Source organism: Clostridioides difficile ATCC 9689 = DSM 1296, assembly GCF_001077535.1.
Taxonomy (GTDB): domain Bacteria; phylum Bacillota; class Clostridia; order Peptostreptococcales; family Peptostreptococcaceae; genus Clostridioides; species Clostridioides difficile.
In genome coordinates this window covers 4,091,317-4,109,692 of record NZ_CP011968.1, presented here as the reverse complement: position 1 = coordinate 4,109,692, position 18,376 = coordinate 4,091,317, and the positions used below count along the sequence as shown (strand labels likewise).

General features: G+C 28.5%; 23 protein-coding genes. 22 read left to right on the top strand and 1 reads right to left on the bottom strand.

Annotated elements, in window-relative coordinates:
- Positions 1-658 precede the first annotated feature (658 nt).
- The 12 genes from rpmH to CDIF1296T_RS19070 all read left to right on the top strand — a co-directional run bounded on the left by rpmH (position 659) and on the right by CDIF1296T_RS19070 (position 10,927).
- A complete protein-coding gene (gene rpmH, locus CDIF1296T_RS19125) occupies positions 659-796 on the top strand; it encodes a 50S ribosomal protein L34 (protein ID WP_003420485.1) in 138 nt (45 codons plus the stop codon).
- 77 nt (positions 797-873) lie between these two features.
- Complete coding sequence (rnpA, locus tag CDIF1296T_RS19120) at positions 874-1,218, top strand: ribonuclease P protein component (protein WP_003429302.1); 345 nt, start codon at positions 874-876, stop codon at positions 1,216-1,218.
- A gap of 31 nt (positions 1,219-1,249) precedes the next feature.
- On the top strand, positions 1,250-1,501 hold the full coding sequence (yidD, locus tag CDIF1296T_RS19115; RefSeq protein WP_003434233.1) for a membrane protein insertion efficiency factor YidD: 252 nt from the start codon (positions 1,250-1,252) through the stop codon (positions 1,499-1,501).
- A 31-nt stretch (positions 1,502-1,532) separates the two neighbouring features.
- On the top strand, positions 1,533-2,240 hold the full coding sequence (locus tag CDIF1296T_RS19110; RefSeq protein WP_003429300.1) for a YidC/Oxa1 family membrane protein insertase: 708 nt from the start codon (positions 1,533-1,535) through the stop codon (positions 2,238-2,240).
- Positions 2,209-2,838 carry an RNA-binding cell elongation regulator Jag/EloR gene (gene jag / locus CDIF1296T_RS19105; RefSeq protein WP_003434235.1) on the top strand — a complete coding sequence of 210 codons (630 nt, stop codon included), beginning with the start codon at positions 2,209-2,211 and terminating at the stop codon, positions 2,836-2,838. The genes CDIF1296T_RS19110 and jag overlap by 32 nt, the downstream gene beginning before the upstream one ends.
- Positions 2,839-2,949: 111 nt before the next feature.
- A complete protein-coding gene (gene mnmE / locus CDIF1296T_RS19100; protein WP_009898860.1) occupies positions 2,950-4,329 on the top strand; it encodes a tRNA uridine-5-carboxymethylaminomethyl(34) synthesis GTPase MnmE in 1,380 nt (459 codons plus the stop codon).
- Positions 4,330-4,423: 94 nt separating this feature from the next.
- Positions 4,424-6,319, top strand: a complete 1,896-nt coding sequence (mnmG, locus tag CDIF1296T_RS19095) for a tRNA uridine-5-carboxymethylaminomethyl(34) synthesis enzyme MnmG (RefSeq protein ID WP_009898858.1) — start codon at positions 4,424-4,426, stop codon at positions 6,317-6,319.
- Entirely contained in the window at positions 6,312-7,031 is a 720-nt protein-coding gene (gene rsmG, locus CDIF1296T_RS19090) for a 16S rRNA (guanine(527)-N(7))-methyltransferase RsmG (protein ID WP_003434241.1), read from the top strand. The genes mnmG and rsmG overlap by 8 nt, the downstream gene beginning before the upstream one ends.
- 162 nt (positions 7,032-7,193) lie before the next feature.
- A complete protein-coding gene (gene noc / locus CDIF1296T_RS19085; protein ID WP_003429292.1) occupies positions 7,194-7,979 on the top strand; it encodes a nucleoid occlusion protein in 786 nt (261 codons plus the stop codon).
- 134 nt (positions 7,980-8,113) lie between these two features.
- Complete coding sequence (locus tag CDIF1296T_RS19080; RefSeq protein WP_009898851.1) at positions 8,114-8,887, top strand: ParA family protein; 774 nt, start codon at positions 8,114-8,116, stop codon at positions 8,885-8,887.
- Position 8,888: 1 nt separating this feature from the next.
- Positions 8,889-9,752 carry a ParB/RepB/Spo0J family partition protein gene (locus tag CDIF1296T_RS19075; RefSeq protein WP_003429290.1) on the top strand — a complete coding sequence of 288 codons (864 nt, stop codon included), beginning with the start codon at positions 8,889-8,891 and terminating at the stop codon, positions 9,750-9,752.
- 32 nt (positions 9,753-9,784) lie between these two features.
- Positions 9,785-10,927, top strand: coding sequence for an aminotransferase class V-fold PLP-dependent enzyme (locus CDIF1296T_RS19070; RefSeq protein ID WP_009898850.1), 1,143 nt, complete (start codon positions 9,785-9,787; stop codon positions 10,925-10,927).
- A 133-nt stretch (positions 10,928-11,060) separates the two neighbouring features.
- On the opposite strand, the gene CDIF1296T_RS19065 is transcribed toward CDIF1296T_RS19070, so the two are convergent.
- Positions 11,061-11,636, bottom strand: coding sequence for a GerMN domain-containing protein (locus CDIF1296T_RS19065; protein ID WP_009898849.1), 576 nt, complete (start codon positions 11,634-11,636; stop codon positions 11,061-11,063).
- Between the two features lie 259 nt (positions 11,637-11,895).
- Here CDIF1296T_RS19065 and rstA point away from each other — a divergent pair, with 259 nt between their 5' ends.
- The 10 genes from rstA to CDIF1296T_RS19015 all read left to right on the top strand — a co-directional run bounded on the left by rstA (position 11,896) and on the right by CDIF1296T_RS19015 (position 18,366).
- Positions 11,896-13,188 (top strand): toxin production/motility transcriptional repressor RstA, encoded by a 1,293-nt coding sequence (rstA, locus tag CDIF1296T_RS19060; RefSeq protein ID WP_009898847.1) that lies wholly within the window; start codon positions 11,896-11,898, stop codon positions 13,186-13,188.
- A 104-nt stretch (positions 13,189-13,292) separates the two neighbouring features.
- Positions 13,293-13,895, top strand: a complete 603-nt coding sequence (yedF, locus tag CDIF1296T_RS19055) for a sulfurtransferase-like selenium metabolism protein YedF (protein ID WP_009892314.1) — start codon at positions 13,293-13,295, stop codon at positions 13,893-13,895.
- Positions 13,896-13,967: 72 nt separating this feature from the next.
- A complete protein-coding gene (locus CDIF1296T_RS19050) occupies positions 13,968-14,231 on the top strand; it encodes a putative Se/S carrier protein (RefSeq protein WP_003434250.1) in 264 nt (87 codons plus the stop codon).
- 14 nt (positions 14,232-14,245) lie between these two features.
- The gene (locus CDIF1296T_RS19045) at positions 14,246-14,431 is read left to right on the top strand and encodes a DUF951 domain-containing protein (RefSeq protein WP_009898844.1); all 186 of its coding nucleotides are present in this window, start codon (positions 14,246-14,248) and stop codon (positions 14,429-14,431) included.
- 102 nt (positions 14,432-14,533) lie between these two features.
- The gene (locus tag CDIF1296T_RS19040; RefSeq protein ID WP_003429271.1) at positions 14,534-15,730 is read left to right on the top strand and encodes an aminotransferase-like domain-containing protein; all 1,197 of its coding nucleotides are present in this window, start codon (positions 14,534-14,536) and stop codon (positions 15,728-15,730) included.
- A 213-nt stretch (positions 15,731-15,943) separates the two neighbouring features.
- Complete coding sequence (gene rpsF / locus CDIF1296T_RS19035; protein ID WP_003420522.1) at positions 15,944-16,222, top strand: 30S ribosomal protein S6; 279 nt, start codon at positions 15,944-15,946, stop codon at positions 16,220-16,222.
- A gap of 36 nt (positions 16,223-16,258) precedes the next feature.
- Positions 16,259-16,693, top strand: coding sequence for a single-stranded DNA-binding protein (locus CDIF1296T_RS19030; protein WP_003420524.1), 435 nt, complete (start codon positions 16,259-16,261; stop codon positions 16,691-16,693).
- 18 nt (positions 16,694-16,711) lie between these two features.
- Positions 16,712-16,939 carry a 30S ribosomal protein S18 gene (rpsR, locus tag CDIF1296T_RS19025; protein WP_003420527.1) on the top strand — a complete coding sequence of 76 codons (228 nt, stop codon included), beginning with the start codon at positions 16,712-16,714 and terminating at the stop codon, positions 16,937-16,939.
- A 142-nt stretch (positions 16,940-17,081) separates the two neighbouring features.
- Positions 17,082-17,402 carry a MazG-like family protein gene (locus tag CDIF1296T_RS19020; RefSeq protein WP_003420530.1) on the top strand — a complete coding sequence of 107 codons (321 nt, stop codon included), beginning with the start codon at positions 17,082-17,084 and terminating at the stop codon, positions 17,400-17,402.
- A 7-nt stretch (positions 17,403-17,409) separates the two neighbouring features.
- Positions 17,410-18,366, top strand: coding sequence for a YybS family protein (locus CDIF1296T_RS19015; protein ID WP_003434254.1), 957 nt, complete (start codon positions 17,410-17,412; stop codon positions 18,364-18,366).
- Positions 18,367-18,376 lie beyond the last annotated feature (10 nt).

Here is an 18,376-nt window from a genome sequence, read left to right as displayed (position 1 = left end):
AATATAAACCTCCGAACAGAATAATTAATATTTTCCACAAAGTTATTAACAGAAAAGCAAAAATATATATAAATTTTACAGAATAACTAAATTTATGGATAATGGTGTTGATAAATTAATAATAGTATAAATTATTAAAAAAATATGAAAAGATATAAACAATATGTAGATAAAGTTATAAATAACATAAACATACAATAAATGGTGATTATAACTAGAGTATTGTCAGTAATCTTAAAAGTTATACACAAAAGTATCCACAAGCTGTGAATAATTTCTAATAAGTTGATAACATTTATGCACATTATCAACAAGTATATTTATAATATCAAAATATATGTCAAACTTCAATGATTTGTAACTAATTTATCCACAATATTAACTAATTGTTGATAAAAATATAAACATGTTAAAATTACTTTATTTGTGTATATAATTGAAAAAAATAATTTAGAATAAAATTAAATAGATTTTTACTAGTATTTTCAATAAAAAAAATACATAATATATATATGGTAGATTTTGTGATATAAGCGTCCCAAAAACTCGTTGACAACAGTAGTAAAAGTATTTATAATTATATGTGTTATGTTTACTTTGAGGGTAAAGTTATTATTTTTATAAACGGAAAATAAAATCTGAAAGGCGGTGCAAAATAATGAGTAAAAGAACTTATCAACCAAAAAAGAGACAAAGAAGTAAAGAACATGGTTTCAGAAAAAGAATGAAGACGTCTAACGGAAGAAACGTGTTAAAGAGAAGAAGAGCTAAAGGAAGAAATAGATTAACTCATTAATTACAAAAGGGCCGCTGCAAAGGTGGCCTTTTTGTGTAAATAATTACAATTCATAGCTGTGTTTATGGAGGTTAACTATGGACTTTAATAGGACTAAAGGGTTGAAAAAAGACTCTGATTTTAGAAAAGTATATAAACACGGCAAATCTTTTGCAAACAAATATTTAGTAATATATATACTTAAAAATAAATCAGATTATAGTAGAGTAGGTATTTCTGTTTCAAAAAAAGTAGGAAAAGCTATTACTAGGAATAGAGTAAGAAGATTAATAAAAGAAGCCTACAGATTAAATATTGATGAAAAAATTAAGCCTGGATATGATATAGTATTTATAGCAAGGGTATCTAGTAAGGATGCTACTTTTAAAGACATAGACAAGTCTATAAAAAATTTAGTTAAAAGAACGGATATTTCTATTTAATTGTATGCTATAAATATGGAGGTTAATGACTTTGAATAAAATAATTTATATATTAAAGGAAATAAGTAAGTATTTATCGAATTTATGTATTTATTTAGTGAGATTTTATCAAAAGTATATATCTCCCTTAAAGGGACCTACCTGTAGATTTTATCCAACTTGCTCACAATATTCAATAGAGGCGTTTAAGAAATATGGATTTGTAAAAGGTATGTATTTAACGATAAGAAGAATTTTAAAATGTCATCCTTTTCATCCAGGAGGTTACGACCCTCTAAAATAAAAGAGAGTAACTATTAGGAGGTATAAAAAAATTGAATATAATAGGAAATTTCTTAGGATTGATTCTTAAGGTAATATTTGAATTTGTTAATCATTATGGTATTTCTATAATACTTTTTACGATACTTGTAAAGATTATTTTATTACCATTAACAATTAAGCAGACTAAGTCAACAAAGGCAATGCAAGATATACAACCTCGTATAAAAGAGATACAAGAAAAATATAAAAATAAGCCAGAAAAACAAAATGAAGAAATTGTTAAGTTATATGGAGAAGCTAAAATTAATCCACTATCTGGTTGTTTACCTTTATTAATACAGTTTCCTATATTAATAGGATTATTTAGCGTTTTGAGAGAACCAGTTGCTCATGGCGTTTTTGCAAACAAAGCTGCATTTTTAGCAGCTGACAATGGGTTTTTATGGATAAAAAGCTTAACATCACCAGATTATGTATTAGCAGTATTTTCAGGAGCAAGTGCATATGTCATGCAAAAAGTAATGACACCAAAAGATCAGTTACAAGGCTCTATGAAAGTAATGACATATGTAATGGCAGGTATGTCTTTCTATTGGGGATTTATATTCCCAGCAGGACTTACATTGTACTGGACAGTAAGTAACTTATTCTCAATAGCTCAATATTACTTAATAATGAATCCTTTAAAAGCTAAACTGGCTGCTAACTCTAAGGAGGAAAAAGTTAATGAGAAAAAGCCTAAAATTAATAAAAAGTAAGAGTAAAGAGGAAGCTATAAGTAAAGCTATAGCAGAGTTGAATTTAAAAGCAGAGGATATAGAAGTAGAAATACTTGAAAATCCAAGTAAAGGGTTTTTAGGTTTTATAGGTGCTAAAGATGGTACTTATGAAATTTTTGTTATCGAGAGGGAAGTAGATGTAGCTAAAAATTTTATAGAGGTAATGTTGAAAAATGCAAATGTTGATGCCAAAGTCAATGTATCTCAAAAAGATAATTTAATCATGGTTGATATTGAAGGCAAAGAAGCTGCAAGTTTAATTGGTAGAAGAGGGGAAACTTTAGATTCTATTCAATTTTTGACTGGATTAGCTCTTAATAAAATAAATAAAGATTCTCATACAAGAGTACTTGTAGATATAGAAAATTATAGATCAAAACGAGAAGAATCTTTAATAAGATATGCTAATAAAGTTGCTAGAGAAGTAGCGAAAACAAGAAAAACTAAAAAATTAGATTATATGAATCCATATGAGAGAAGAATAATACATTCAGCTCTTCAAAATGACAAATATGTAATTACATATAGTGAAGGAACCGATCCATATAGAAGATTAGTAATTGAGTGTAAAAGATAAAGTCAACCTCCTAAACATTAGGGGGTTTTATTTTTTAATATTATTAAATCATTAATGATTGGTTAAATGTAAATCTATATGTAAAAAATTATGAATTAAGAGGTGATAAATTTGTTTATAGATGATACAATTGCAGCAATAGCTACAGCACCTGGAGAAGGTGGTATAGGTATACTTAGAATAAGTGGAGAAAAAGCTTTGAAGGTTGCAGAAGAAATCTTTAAATCTATGTCTGGAAAGAGTATTGAAGAATACAATAAGAGAACATTAATATATGGAAATATAGTGGATAATGAAAATATAATTGATGAAGTTTTATTGGCATATATGAAAGGACCAAATTCCTATACAGGAGAAGATGTTATAGAAATTAATTGCCATGGTGGATTTATTTCGGTAAAGAAGATATTAGAATTAATACTATCAAAAGATGTTAGATTAGCAGAGGCTGGTGAGTTTACTAAAAGAGCATTCTTAAATGGAAGAATAGATTTATCTCAAGCAGAGGCTGTAATTGATGTTATAAAAGCCAAAACTGATATAGCTCATGAAGTTGCTCAAAATCAATTAGAAGGTTCTTTATCAAAGAAGATAAGAGAATTGAGAGATAAAGTCACTGAGATATTAGCTCATGTAGAAGTTGCTATAGATTATCCTGAGGAAGATATTGAGCATATAACATATCAAACTCTTAAAGAAAAAACTGATGAACTTAAAAAAGACATTAAAAAATTATATGATACAGCTGAAAGTGGAAAAATACTTAGAGAAGGCTTAAAGACGGTAATTGTTGGGAAACCAAATGTAGGTAAATCTTCACTACTTAATTCTATTTTAGGAGAGAATAGAGCAATAGTTACTGATATACCAGGAACTACTAGAGATGTTATAGAAGAGTTTGTAAACATAAAAGGTATACCTTTAAAAATTGTTGACACAGCAGGTATAAGAGATACTGATGATATTGTTGAAAAAATAGGTGTTGAAAAGTCTAAAGAATCATTTACTAGTGCAGATTTGATAGTAATGGTTTTAGATGCATCTAGAAAGTTGTCAGAAGAAGATATAGAGATATTAGAAAAACTTAAGGATAAACAAACAATAGTGCTGTTAAATAAGAATGATTTGAAACAAGAGATTGAAGAAGAAAAAATACTTAAATATGTAGAAAATAATAGTATAATAAAAATATCAGCTTTACAACAAGAAGGAATAGAAGAATTGCAAGATAAAATAGAGTCTATGGTATATAAAGGTAGTATCAAAAATAATTCTAGTTTAGTAGTAACAAATTCAAGACATAAAGATGCACTTAGTAAAGCATATAAATCTGCAACAGATGCTTTAATTGCTTTGGAACAAAGTATGCCATTTGACTTTGTAGAAGTCGATTTAAAAAATATATGGGACTATCTTGGATATATTAATGGTGATACAGTAACAGAGGATTTACTAGATAATATATTCCATAATTTCTGTATTGGTAAGTAATGTACAAAAGTAAACTTGTTTTTATTATAGAGATTTTTAAAAAATTTGAAGTGTTTCTCATGAAACATTAATTTTGAAAAGAAAGGAATTATAAATGATAAAGTTTGAAGCAGGAAAATATGATGTTATAGTAGTCGGAGCAGGACATGCTGGATGTGAAGCTGCTTTGGCTACTGCAAGAATGGGATATAAAACTTTGATAATAACAATGTCTTTGGATTCCATAGCATTAATGCCTTGTAATCCATCAATTGGAGGGACTGGTAAAGGTCAATTAGTTAAAGAAATAGATGCCTTAGGCGGTCAGATGGGATTAAATATAGACAAGACATATATACAAAGTAGAATGTTAAATACTGCCAAAGGTCCAGCGGTACACTCTTTAAGAGCACAAGCAGATAAATTTAAATATCATGAAGAAATGAAAAAGACATTAGAAGATGAGCCAAATCTTGATATAGCTATGGATGAAGTTGTAGAAATACTTCATGAAGGAAATGTTGTAATAGGAGTTGGAACTAAACTAGGATGTTCATTTAAATCTAAAGCTGTAATATTGGCCACTGGAGTTTATCTGAACTCAAAGATATATATGGGTGAAGTTGCATTTTATGAAGGTCCTAATGCATTGGGGTATGCAAAATATCTTACAGATAGCTTAGTTGAGCTTGGCCTTAGAATGAGAAGATTTAAGACGGGAACTCCAGCAAGAGTTCATAGAGATAGTATAGACTTCTCTGTAATGTCTTTACAAGAGGGTGATGAAAAAGTAACTCCATTCTCATTTATGAATGAAAATATAGAAAAAAAACAAGAACCTTGTTATTTAACAAGAACTACAGAAGAAACTCAAAAAGTTATACTGGATAATTTAAAAAGGTCTGCTATGTATAGTGGAGTAATAGAAAGTACTGGTCCAAGATACTGTCCTTCTATAGAAGATAAAGTAGTAAGATTTAGTGATAAAACATCACATCAATTATTTATAGAACCAGAAGGGTTAAATACTAAAGAAATGTATATACAAGGAATTTCAACTAGTTTACCTTTTGAAGTTCAATTAGATATGTACAAAACTATAAAAGGACTTGAAAATTGTAAGATAATGAGACCTGCATATGCTATTGAATATGATTGTGTTGACCCAACTCAACTAAAAATAAGTTTGGAAATAAAGGGTGTTGAGAACTTATTTAGTGCAGGGCAATTTAATGGAACTTCTGGATACGAGGAAGCAGCAGCTCAAGGGCTTATGGCTGGTATAAATGCAGTTAGAAAGATAGAAGGAAAAGAGCCATTTGTATTAGACCGTTCAGAAGCTTATATAGGTGTCTTATTAGATGACCTTGTTACTAAAGGAACTAACGAGCCTTACAGAATGATGACATCAAGAGCAGAATATCGACTATATTTAAGACAAGATAATGCAGATATGAGATTAACTCAAAAAGGTTATGATATAGGATTAGTTAAAAAAGATAGATATGAAAGGTTTCTAAATAAAAAGGCTGCTGTAGAGAAAGAATTTGAAAGACTAAAAAATGAAAGAGTTACACCAAAAGAAGTAAATAGTTTGTTAGAAGAAAAAGGAGCAACACCAATAAAGGTTGGAATATCTCTATATGAATTTTTAAAGAGACCAGAGGTTACTTACGAATTGCTTGAAGAATTAGGGAAAGGCGCTGGAGATGATGTTTCAAGAGAAGTTAAAGAACAGTGTGTAATAATAACTAAATATGAAGGTTATATAGAGAAACAATTGAAACAAATAGACCAATTTAAAAAACTTGAGAATAAAAAGCTGGATGAGAAAATAAATTATTCATCTATAGAAGGTCTTAGATTAGAGGCTAGACAGAAACTAGATGATATAAAACCTATTTCAATAGGGCAAGCATCTCGTATATCTGGTGTTTCTCCAGCTGATATATCAGTTTTACTTATATACCTAGAACAAATCAGAAGAACTAGAGGTGGCAAAGGTGAATAATATAGAACTTCTGAAAAACGGGATTGAAGGTTTTAATATAGATACGAATGACAGTATGTTAGAAAAATTTAAAATCTATAGAGAGATATTAGTTGACTGGAATAAAAAGATGAATCTTACTGGAATAGAAGATGAAAAAGAAGTGTATATAAAACATTTTTTAGACTCTATTTCAGCTGTAAAGAATGGATATATAAAAAATGGGATGTCTATAATAGATGTTGGTACAGGTGCTGGTTTTCCTGGAATACCATTGAAAATATGTTTAGATAGCTTAGAACTTACTTTGTTAGATTCGTTAAATAAAAGAATAAACTTTTTAGAGGAAGTTAGTAGAGTACTAGAGTTAGATAATATTACATTTATACATGGAAGAGCTGAAGATTTTGGTAAAAATGAAGACTATAGGGAAAAATATGATGTTGCTACGGCAAGAGCTGTTGCTGGATTACCGATTCTTATGGAATTTTGTGTACCATTTGTAAAAGTTGGAGGGTATTTTATTTGCTTAAAAGGTCCGAATGCTAATTTAGAGCTAGAAGAATCACAAAAGGCTATTGATGTTTTAGGATTGGAGTATATTGAAAAAATAGATGTAGAGTTACCAGAGGTAGATTTAAATCATAATATATTAGTTTTTAAAAAAGTGATGGAAACACCAGTTAAGTACCCTAGAAAAGCTGGTAAACCAGCCAAAAATCCTATTAAGTAATGAAAAATTTATTATTGGTAAGCTTAATTATTTCTCAGGAAATAATTAAGCTTACTGTAAAAAAACAAAAATAAAGGAATTATTAAAGTAGATGCAGAAATAAATTTGTATGTACATATAGAGAACAAAAATAATTTATATCTAAAATAAGAGAGGTATGTTATGGAAGATAAAAGAGTTATGGAGATACCTATAGAAGATGTAGTTCCAAATCCATATCAACCAAGAAAAATATTTTCACAAGTTTCATTGGAGGAATTGAGCAATTCTATAAAGGTATATGGTATAATTCAACCTATAACAGTTAGAGCAAAAGATGGCAAATATGAACTAATTGCAGGAGAAAGAAGATTAAGAGCAGCTAAATTAGCAGAACTTAAAACCATACCAGCAATTATAAATAATATGAACGATGAATCTTCTGCTGTTCTAGCGTTATTAGAAAATTTGCAACGAGAAGACTTAAATTTCATTGAAGAAGCAATTGGTTATGAAAACTTAATAAAAGAACATGCTTTTACTCAACAGCAATTAGCAGAAAAATTGGGCAAAAATCAATCTACTGTAGCAAATAAGCTTAGAATATTAAAGCTTCCAAACGATATAAAAATGAAGCTAATAGAGAATAATTTAACAGAAAGACATGCTAGAGCATTTCTTAAACTACCAAGTGAAGATTTAATGCAAAGTGTGTTAGACAAAGTCATAAAAAATGAATTGACTGTTAAAAAAACAGAAAAATTGATACAAGATGTATTAGAAGAAACTAAAGTTCAAGAAGAGCCTGATAAAAAACAGAATATAAAGGGTGCTATGAGTATAAGAATTTACATAAATACTATAAAGCAGGCCTTTGATGCTATATCAAATACAGGAATTGATGCTAAGTATAATGAAATAGATAAGGGAGATTATATGGAAGTTGTTGTAAAAATCCCTAAAAAATAGAGATTACTGCTTACCAGTAATCTTTTTTTGTAATATAAGCCTTGTAATATAAACTGATTTATAGACATTATTTATACTTAAAAAACACCTATTCAACATTTAAAATTAATTTAATTCTTAAAGGGGGGAACATCATGGGCAAAGTTATAGCTGTATTCAATCAAAAGGGTGGAGTCGGGAAAACTACAACAAATGTAAATTTAAGTGCTAGCTTAGGAACTTTGGGAAAGAAAATATTAGTATTAGATTTAGACCCACAAGGAAATACAACTAGTGGATATGGTATTAATAAAAACGAAGTAGAAAATACAATCTATGAAATTATGTTAGATGGGTTACATATTAAAGAAGCAATAATAAGTACTGAATTTGAGAATATAGATGTAGTTCCATCAGCTACTGAACTATCAGGTGCAGAGATAGAGCTTACATCTAAAACTAATAGAGAGTATATTTTAAAAAATTCCATAAAAGCGGTAATAGATGAATATGATTATATATTTTTAGATTGTCCACCCTCACTGGGGATGCTTACAATAAATTGTTTAACTGCTGTAGATAGTGTTTTAATTCCAATACAATGTGAATATTATGCTTTAGAAGGTGTTAGTCAATTAATGGAGACTATAAAATTAGTAAAATCAAGATTAAATGCTGATATAGAAATTCAAGGTGTTGTTTTAAGTATGTTTGATGGAAGAGCTAATTTATCAATACAAGTAGTTGAAGAAGTTAAGAAATACTTTAAAGGTAGTGTATATACAACTTTAATTCCAAGAAATGTAAGACTTGCAGAAGCTCCAAGTCATGGAAAACCTGTAATTTATTATGATAAAAGATGTAGAGGGTCTGTAGCTTATTTGGAGCTAGCAGAAGAATTTATAGATTTAGAAGAGGAGGAATGGTAGTATGGAGAATAAGTCTAAAAGAAGTAATAGATTAGGTAGAGGTCTTAGTGCATTGATACCAGAAATTAAAGGAGAAACTTCAGAAAAAGAAATAGTCAACATAGATATAGACAAAATATATCCAAACGAAGTTCAACCTAGAAAGCAATTTGATGAAGAAAAGATAAAAGTATTGTCTGACTCTATAAAAAATTATGGTGTTTTACAGCCAATAGTGGTTAAAATGGATGAAAATAATAAATATATGATAATAGCTGGAGAAAGAAGATTTAGAGCATCAAAACTTGCAAATAAAAATCAAATACCTGCTATAATTAAAGATATAGATATGAAAGATATAATGGAGATAGCCTTAATTGAAAACTTACAGAGGGAAGATTTAAATTCAATAGAAGAGGCTCTAGCATATAAGAGTTTAATAGAGCATTACAATGTAACTCAGGAAGAAATATCAGAAGCTGTTGGGAAGAGTAGACCTCATATAACTAATACACTAAGACTTTTAAATCTTGGACAAGATGTTATAGAAATGATAGACAGTGGTAGAATTACAGCAGGCCATGGTAAGGCTTTATTGAGAATTGCAGATAAAGATTTGCAACTTCAAATAGCGAAAAAAATAGAAGAAGAAGAACTTTCTGTAAGAGAAGTCGAAAATATAGCTAAAAAAATATCTGAAAATAAACAAGAAGAACCTAAAAAATCTAAACCTAAGGATGTATTTATTTTAGATGTTGAAGATAAACTTAGAAATATATTTGGAACAAAGGTGAATATTTCTAAAGGAAAGAAAAAAGGTAAAATAGAGATAGAATACTATAATGATGATGATTTAAATAGTATTGTATCAATGCTTCTTGAATAGAACAAAAATATAAAACAGAGAGGAAGATTGTTATGATTTATTTAGATAATGCTGCAACTACATATCCAAAACCAGAAAGAGTGTATAATGCTGTTTTAGATTGTATGAAAAATTATTGTGCAAATCCAGGTAGAGCCGGCCATAAACTTGCTATGAGAGCTGCTAGGGAGATATATGATACAAGAGAGAATATAGCTAAGTTGTTCAATGTAAGTAATCCTATGAATATAGTATTTACATCTAATGCAACAGATTCTTTAAATTTAGCGATAAAAGGTGTATTACAAGAAGGAGACCATGTAATAACAACGTCTATGGAGCATAATTCAGTAATAAGACCTATAAAAGCATTGGAAAAAAGGGGTATTGAAAATACTGTAGTAAAATGCGATTATGAGGGATTTTTAGATTATGAAGATTTAGAAAAATCAATAAAGAATAATACTAAATTGATTGTAACAACACATGCGTCTAATGTATGTGGAACTTTAATAGATATAAAAAAAGTTGGAGAAATAGCTAAAAAACATAATATACTATTTTTAGTAGATGCATCACAAACAGCAGGTGTTTATGATATAGACGTAAATGAATGTAATATAGATATGTTGGCAATGCCAGGTCATAAATGCTTATTTGGACCTCAAGGAACAGGTATATTATATGTAAGAGAAGGGTTGAACTTAAATATATTAAAAGAAGGTGGAACAGGTAGTAAATCAGAAGAAATAGTTCAACCAGAGTTATTCCCAGATAAATATGAATCAGGAACTCATAATACTCCAGGTATAGCAGGTCTTAACCAAGGTATACTATTTATATTTGAAAGAGGAATCAACAATATAAGACAACATGAAGAAGAATTATGTCAATATATGATAGACAAATTAGAGGAAGTACCAGATATAAAGATATATGGACCAAAGGACAGTAAAAAAAGAGCATCAGTAATAGCTCTAAATATAGGAGATATGGATTCTGGAGAGGTTACTTTCTTATTAGATAGTGATTATAATATAGCGACTAGATCAGGAATACATTGTTCACCACTAGCACATACCACTTTAGGTACTTTAAAACAAGGTGCAGTAAGGTTCAGTATAGGATATTTCAACACAAAAGATGAGATAGATAAAGCAGTGGAAGCTTTGAAAAAAATTTCAAAAAATAAATAGCATGAGATTTAATAATATAGAAATAAAAAAAGGGGATATTTCAAAATAAAAATTTGAATCATCTCCTTTTTTGTACAAAAAAGAAAAGGGGTTCCTAAGAACCTCTAATCTATTTGATAATAGTTTCAAGAAATTACTTTAAGTAATCTCCTTCTTCAAGAACTATATGACCACTTTCGTAATTAGAACCATCAACAGTAATTTTTATTTGTTCAACATTCATATTTTTTATGTAAGTACGAGCAACTGAATCAAGCATTAAAGTTTCTGCATCACTACCTAAGTTTGACTTTGTAAAGTCAGAGCTAACATCTAATATACCAGTTTTTACACCATCAATGTCTTTTGTAGTAAATGAATTTAATTTTGCAGATTCTGGAACAACTTTAAGTTTTTGAAGTTCTTCAAATAAAGTGTTCTCATCAATTTTATTTAAATCAACTTTATTTTCAATTAAATCTGTCTTATCTACATCAAAAGAGTAAATAGTAGCTGATTGAGCTTTAGTTTCTTCTTTTGGAGTAGGTTTAGCTTTGTTATTAGGAACCTCTTTTTCAGTATTGTTTTCTTCTTTTGGTTGCTCAACATTTGTATTGCTCTTAGTTTCTTTTTTAGATGAATCACTTCCATTTTGAGCATTAGTACAACCAACTGCGAATATAGATATAGATAATATACTTAACACTAACATTATTTTCTTATTTTTCATAAAAATTTCTCCTCTCTTAAAAACTATTCTTATATATAATTATAGTCGTTATGAGCAAATATATGAATACAAAATAGTAACAAATTTAAAAAATGATTTATTTAAATTAATAAAACTCAAAATAAACTAAATTTTAGTCATTTTTATGGGAAATCATTTAATGTACAGTGAAAATATTGTAAAATAAAAGTAGTGTTTTTAAAATAAATATAAGTTATAATTATATTATAAAAAAATGTCTTCAAAAGGTGGGAATAGTATGGAAATTTTGAGCTTAGGAGAAAAGATTAAAAAGTTAAGAAAAGAAAAAAACATGACATTGAAAGAATTAGCTGGAGATAGGATAACAGCAGCACAAATAAGCCATATAGAGAGAGATAAATCTCATACTAGTTATGAACTGTTGGAATATCTAGGCGATAAGCTAGATGTAAGTGTAGAATACTTATTAGAGACCAAGGAAATGCAATCAAAAAAGATAACTGATAATTTAATACTACAGAGCGAAATTTATATAAAAGAAAATGAATTAAACAAGGCTGAGGACCAAATAAAAGAAGTTTTAGATATATGTAAGAGATACGATTTAATGGAGAACTATGGCAGATGTAATTTTTTAATGGCTAATATTAATTTGAAAAAATCTAATTATAATGATGCTATAGAAAACTTTGAAAAGGCATTGTACTTCTTTATAAAAAATAGTGATAGTGAAAATATACTTAAGTGTTATTTAAACATAGGGAAAATATATATGCAGGAAGACTTTTATAAAGGTGCTATAAGCCACTTTAATTTTGCAGAGGAAATTTTGTCAGAGAGTAAATTTGAGGATGTTAACATACACAAGGAACTATATAGTAAGATGGCATATTGTTACATAAAACTAGATAATCCAAATATGTCATTGAAGTACATAGAAAAGATAAATGAAATAGATAATAGAAATGATAGAAAAGAAGATGTCGATATTTTGGTGTTAAAAGCAAATAATATGCTTGAGATTGGAAAATATGAAGAATCAAGAGATTACTTTAAAAAAGCACTAAAAATACTTGAGAGTGAGGATAATAAAACTGGATTAGCAAATGTGTATTTAACAATTTGTGATGTTTACAGAAAAATAGGTGAAACAGATAGAGTACTTGAATATTCACAAAAGGTATATGACATAAAGAAAAATGATGAAGATGAATACATGATGTCAGGATTATTTAAGATAATAGAAGCATATATAGATAAAGAAGATTATGATTTAGCTAGAAAATATTGTAAGATAGCCTTAGCTTCATCAATAAAAAATAAAAATAAATTCAATGAATATAAAGCATTGAGATTCTATGCTAATATGTATAAAAATCAGAATGAAGTAACTCTTGCAATTGAATATCTGATTAAATGCATAAAAATAGTATCAGATTTAGGCAACAATAGAATATTGGCCAATTTATATATAGACTTAGGTCAATTATATTCAAATATATCAAAAGAAAAAGAGTTAGAATATTATCAAAAAGGTGTATTTATGTACAAAAACTTAGAAATAATGTAGGGTAAATAAACCTATAAGGGTATAGAAACAATCTATAACAAGCAAGATAATATCTATGATAAAATATAAATTGTATGAATATTTTTAAGGAGATGAATCAGACAATGAGTATAAAAATAGATGCGAGAGGGCTTGCTTGTCCTAAACCAGTTATAAATACAAAAAGAGAATTGGATAACCTAGAAGAAGGTGTTGTAGTTACAATAGTTGATAATGAAACAGCTAAGGAGAATATATTAAAACTTGCTAAATCTTTAAGTTGTGAAGCAAATATTGTTGACGAAAAAGAGAATTTTATATCTATAGAAATTAGAAAAGGTAAAAATATACTAGATAAACAAAATGTTGTAGATAATAAAGAAAGTGAATTAGACAATACATGTATATTTATATCTTCAGATAAGATGGGACTTGGAAATGACGAATTAGGAAAAGTGTTAATAAAAGGATTTATATATACATTAACAGAATCTAAACCTTATCCTAAGTATGTACTTTTAGTTAATGGAGGAGTAAAATTAAGTGCTGAAAATGAAGAAACCATAGAAAATCTAAAAATACTTGAGAATATGGGTGTAGAAGTTTTATCTTGTGGTACTTGTTTAGATTATTATAATTTAAAAGACAAATTACAAGTAGGTACAGTTACAAATATGTATACTATAGTTGAGACATTAAAGAATGCATCAAATACCATTTCTATATAATGTATGTATGTTTAATAATATAAAACTAACAATAAAGATTAACTCAAATAGATAGTCAGAAAGGATTAAGTAATGAATCAAATGTATATAGTGTCATTTAATTCGACACATCATGCGATAAGATCAGAAAAGTTATTTGGTGAAAATAGTCTAAAAGTAATGGCTCTTCCAACACCAAGAGAAATAACAGCAAGTTGTGGAATATCAATTAAATTTTCTTTTGAAGATATGGAAAAGATAAAAACTATTTTGGTTGAAAATAATGTAGATATAAAAGGAATTTATTGTATAAGTAAATTAGAAAATGGTTCAAAAGAAGTAGAGAAGTTAGATTAGGAGGCTAATTATTTATGCCAATGGATTTAAAAATAGGTGATATTGTTGAATTAAAAAAGCAACATGCATGTGGGTGTAAAGAGTTTGAAATCATAAGAACGGGAATGGATATAAAGATAAAATGTACTAGATGTTCAAGGCTAATAATGCTTGATAGAGAGACCTTAGAAAAGAGAGTAAAAAAGCTAATAAAAAAGTGATAAAAATTTAACACTTAAAAAATGTCAAATACCGTATATTAATATCCAAAATTTTGGTATAATAAGAATTGAAGAAAACATTTTCATGGGGGTGCTTTAATTATGGCAGTTAAATATGCAAAAAGAATGCAAGGATTACAAGGATCAGAAATACGTGAGCTTTTAAAACTTACTCAACAACCACAAATAATATCTTTTGCTGGTGGAATGCCGGCTCCAGAGTTATTTCCAGTTGAGGAAATGAAAAAAGTATCAGTTGCAGTGCTTGAAGAAAATGGAAGATCAGCTATGCAATATACTACAACAGAAGGATATGAACCATTAAGAGAAAAAATAGCAGCTAGAATGAATGATAAAAACAAAACTAATGTAAACAAAGATGATATATTAGTTACAAGTGGTTCTCAACAAGGTCTAGATTTTGCAGGAAAAGTATTTATTGATGAGGGTGATGTAATTTTATGTGAAAGTCCATCTTACATAGGAGCTATAAACGCATTTAAATCTTATCAACCTAAATTCATAGATGTTCCAACAGATTCTGATGGAATGATAATGGAAGAATTAGAAAAGATACTAGAAACAACTGATAGAATAAAAATGATTTACGTAATACCTGACTTCCAAAATCCAACAGGAAGAACTTGGCCACTTGAAAGACGTAAAAAATTCATGGAAATAGTAAATAAATTTGAAATACCAGTAATAGAAGATAATCCATATGGAGATTTAAGATTTGAAGGAGAGACTTTACCATCTTTAAAATCAATGGATACAAAAGGATTAGTAATATTCTTAGGAACTTTCTCTAAAATATTCTGCCCAGGATACAGATTAGGATGGACTTGTGCTTCTCCAGAAATTTTATCTAAGTTTAACTTTGCAAAACAAGGTGCAGACTTACAAGCATCAACTATATCTCAAATGGAAGTAAGCAAATTTATGGATATGTATGACCTAGATGCACATGTTGACAAAATAAAAGCAGTTTATGTTAAACGTAGAGATGTAATGCTTAAGACTATGGAAGAAGAGTTCCCAGAAGGATTAGTATTTACTCATCCAGAAGGTGGATTATTTACATGGGTAGAGCTTCCAAGTAATTTAAATGCTAAAGAATTAATGCCAAAATGTTTAGATAAGAATGTTGCTTATGTTGCTGGAGGAGGATTCTTCCCTAATGGTGGTAGAGAAAATACTTTCAGACTTAACTATTCAAATATGCCAGAAGAAAAAATAATAGAAGGTATAAAAAATATAGCAGCTGTATTAAAAGAAGCTATGGGTGTAGAAGCTTAATTAAAAATAATAACTTATATATAATACAAGGGATGGTTGTTGCCATCCCTTGTTTGTTTGAAAAGTATATAATTCACCTTATACTAAACTTTGTCCAAAATTTAAATTGACAGAAATAAGAATAAATGATAAAATGTGTAGGTATGAGATTTTAGTCTCATTTCTCTGCTCTAAGAGTGTAGAGCCGTTAAGTCCAAAGGGAGGTGAATTATAGTGAGAAATTATGAATTAGTTTATGTGGTAAAGCCAAACTCTGATGAAGAAGTAAGAGAGGCTATACTAAACAAAGTTAAGGAAGTTGTTGCAACTGACGGAGAAATAGTTAAAGTTGATACTTGGGGAACTAAAAAATTAGCTTATCCAATAGCTAAGTTTACAGAAGGTTTCTATGTATTAGTTAACTTCAAATCAGCAGTAGACGTTCCTAAAGAGATAGACAGAAACTTAAAGATAAATGAAAACGTAATAAGACACATGATAGTTGTTGCTTAATAACTGGTTTTATTATAAAAAATAGGTGGTGTTTTTATGAATCAAGTTGTATTAGTGGGAAGGTTGACTAGAGACCCTGAATTAAGATACATCCCAGGTACAGGAACACCAGTGGCATCCTTTACAATAGCCATTGATAGAGACTATGTAAAAAAAGATGGATCTAAAGAAACTGATTTTATACCTGTTGAAGTAATGGGTAAATCTGCTGAATTTTGTGCTAACTACATAACTAAAGGTAGATTAGTAGCACTTCAAGGATCTATAAGAGTAGACAATTATCAGACACAATCAGGTGAAAAGAGAACTTTTACAAAAGTAAGTACTAGATCAGTACAAGCTTTGGATAGTAAGAATAAATCGGAAAATTCATATAGAGAGAGTGCTCCAGCTTTTGAGCCAAGCTTTGAACCTCAAGGTTTAGACCCACAAGGTTTCCAAGCTATAGATGATGACGATATACCATTTTAAAAAGGAGGGAAAAAAGTCATGATGAATAAAAAAAGACGTAAGAAAAAAAGAGTTTGTCAATTTTGTGCTGACAAAAACGCTAAAATAGATTACAAAAGTACTCAAAGATTACAAAAGTATATAACTGAAAGAGGAAAGATATTACCAAGAAGAATATCTGGAACTTGTGCTAAGCATCAAAGAGAATTAACAGTTGCTATAAAAAGAGCGAGAAATATAGCACTTTTACCATATACATTAGACTAAAAAAATGAGCCTTGTGCTCATTTTTTATTATATGTATTTATATATCTAAATGAGGCGAGCTATAAAGCTCGTTTTTTTGTTTATATACTTAAATATATTATTATTTATGATATAATATTATATATTAAGGAGGGTTGTAAACGTGAAAATAGATAAAGGTTCTGAGATAACGAGAAACATAAAGATAATAGAATGGATGAAAACAGAAATATTAATGAGTGTAAGTGATTTGTTTAATTTATTGTTTAAAGGGGTAAAACCATTAGATGAAGCAATTCAAGATACTTTAGCAAATATAATAATGATAACATATCTCTTAGCAAAGAGATTAGGAATTAGTTTTAGAGATGTGGATTATAAAGTCAAGGAAAAAATAAAAATTGGTATAGATGAGGACCATAGCGTTGAAAGATGGTATGGGGATTTATCTAATTTAAAAAAACATATGGATAATAGGGAGTGATATTAAATTGAATAATAAAATTAGACTATCTAAGGCAATGTCTATAATAGTTTTAGCTATAATAATCGCTTTAGTAATAGCCTATATTCCAATGCTAGGAATATTTAGTATGTTAGCAGCTGTTCCATATGTAATTATAGGTGCTATTACTGATAGAAAGTATTCTCTTATATCTATTTTGGTTACATTTTGCGTACTGATTCTATTTGCAGATATTTCTTACGCATTAAATATATGTATAATGTATTCTTTACCAGGTATAGTAATAGGAAAGATGCTAAAGAGAAGCTTTGAACAAGAGGACAGTAATAAATTCGAACCGATATATGGTGGAACCATAATATTTGTACTTTCAATGCTTGTATATTTTTTTGTATTAAAGACATTTTTAAATGTGAATCTATTAGATGAAGTTTCTAAGATGATATCAGAAATTGTAAATATTCAAAAAAATAGTTTTTCTGCAACTGAACTTAAAGTGTTTGATAAAATGAAGCCAGATGAGATTGTAAGTTATTTTACAAATATGCTACCAATGATGTTATTTTTACAAGGGTTGTTATCAGCGTTTGTCACATATTATTTGAGTGTATTTTTTATAAAAAGGATTACAAAGATGAATATAAGATTTCCTAAGTTTGCTGATTTTTATTTACCGGGAAATGCTATACTCACAACTTTCTTACTTTATTTATTAGTCTTATTTATTCAAATTATTGGTTCAAAATTATATACAGAATTAATAATGACTAATTTACAGCTAGTTTTTAATTTAATGTTTGTAATTCAAGGTATAGCAGTTTGCATTTATTTCTTAAAGAAATGGATAAGACAGGGACCAAATAAAATTATGTTTTTTTCAGGGATAATTTTATGTTTATTTGGATTTATGGGAATATCTTTTGTTGGTATGGTAGATAGTATAATTGACTTTAGAAAGGTAAGAAGCTATAAATCCACTTAGGAGGATAGAA

Bases quoted from the DNA above. Each gene is read 5' to 3' on its own strand.
- rpmH (WP_003420485.1), top strand. From the start codon at position 659: ATGAGTAAAAGAACTTATCAACCAAAAAAGAGACAAAGAAGTAAAGAA.
- rnpA (WP_003429302.1), top strand. From the start codon at position 874: ATGGACTTTAATAGGACTAAAGGGTTGAAAAAAGACTCTGATTTTAGA.
- jag (WP_003434235.1), top strand. From the start codon at position 2,209: ATGAGAAAAAGCCTAAAATTAATAAAAAGTAAGAGTAAAGAGGAAGCT.
- mnmG (WP_009898858.1), top strand. From the start codon at position 4,424: ATGATAAAGTTTGAAGCAGGAAAATATGATGTTATAGTAGTCGGAGCA.
- noc (WP_003429292.1), top strand. From the start codon at position 7,194: ATGGAAGATAAAAGAGTTATGGAGATACCTATAGAAGATGTAGTTCCA.
- CDIF1296T_RS19080 (WP_009898851.1), top strand. From the start codon at position 8,114: ATGGGCAAAGTTATAGCTGTATTCAATCAAAAGGGTGGAGTCGGGAAA.
- CDIF1296T_RS19075 (WP_003429290.1), top strand. From the start codon at position 8,889: ATGGAGAATAAGTCTAAAAGAAGTAATAGATTAGGTAGAGGTCTTAGT.
- CDIF1296T_RS19070 (WP_009898850.1), top strand. From the start codon at position 9,785: ATGATTTATTTAGATAATGCTGCAACTACATATCCAAAACCAGAAAGA.
- CDIF1296T_RS19065 (WP_009898849.1), bottom strand. From the start codon at position 11,636: ATGAAAAATAAGAAAATAATGTTAGTGTTAAGTATATTATCTATATCT.
- rstA (WP_009898847.1), top strand. From the start codon at position 11,896: ATGGAAATTTTGAGCTTAGGAGAAAAGATTAAAAAGTTAAGAAAAGAA.
- yedF (WP_009892314.1), top strand. From the start codon at position 13,293: ATGAGTATAAAAATAGATGCGAGAGGGCTTGCTTGTCCTAAACCAGTT.
- CDIF1296T_RS19050 (WP_003434250.1), top strand. From the start codon at position 13,968: ATGAATCAAATGTATATAGTGTCATTTAATTCGACACATCATGCGATA.
- CDIF1296T_RS19045 (WP_009898844.1), top strand. From the start codon at position 14,246: ATGCCAATGGATTTAAAAATAGGTGATATTGTTGAATTAAAAAAGCAA.
- CDIF1296T_RS19040 (WP_003429271.1), top strand. From the start codon at position 14,534: ATGGCAGTTAAATATGCAAAAAGAATGCAAGGATTACAAGGATCAGAA.
- CDIF1296T_RS19030 (WP_003420524.1), top strand. From the start codon at position 16,259: ATGAATCAAGTTGTATTAGTGGGAAGGTTGACTAGAGACCCTGAATTA.
- rpsR (WP_003420527.1), top strand. From the start codon at position 16,712: ATGATGAATAAAAAAAGACGTAAGAAAAAAAGAGTTTGTCAATTTTGT.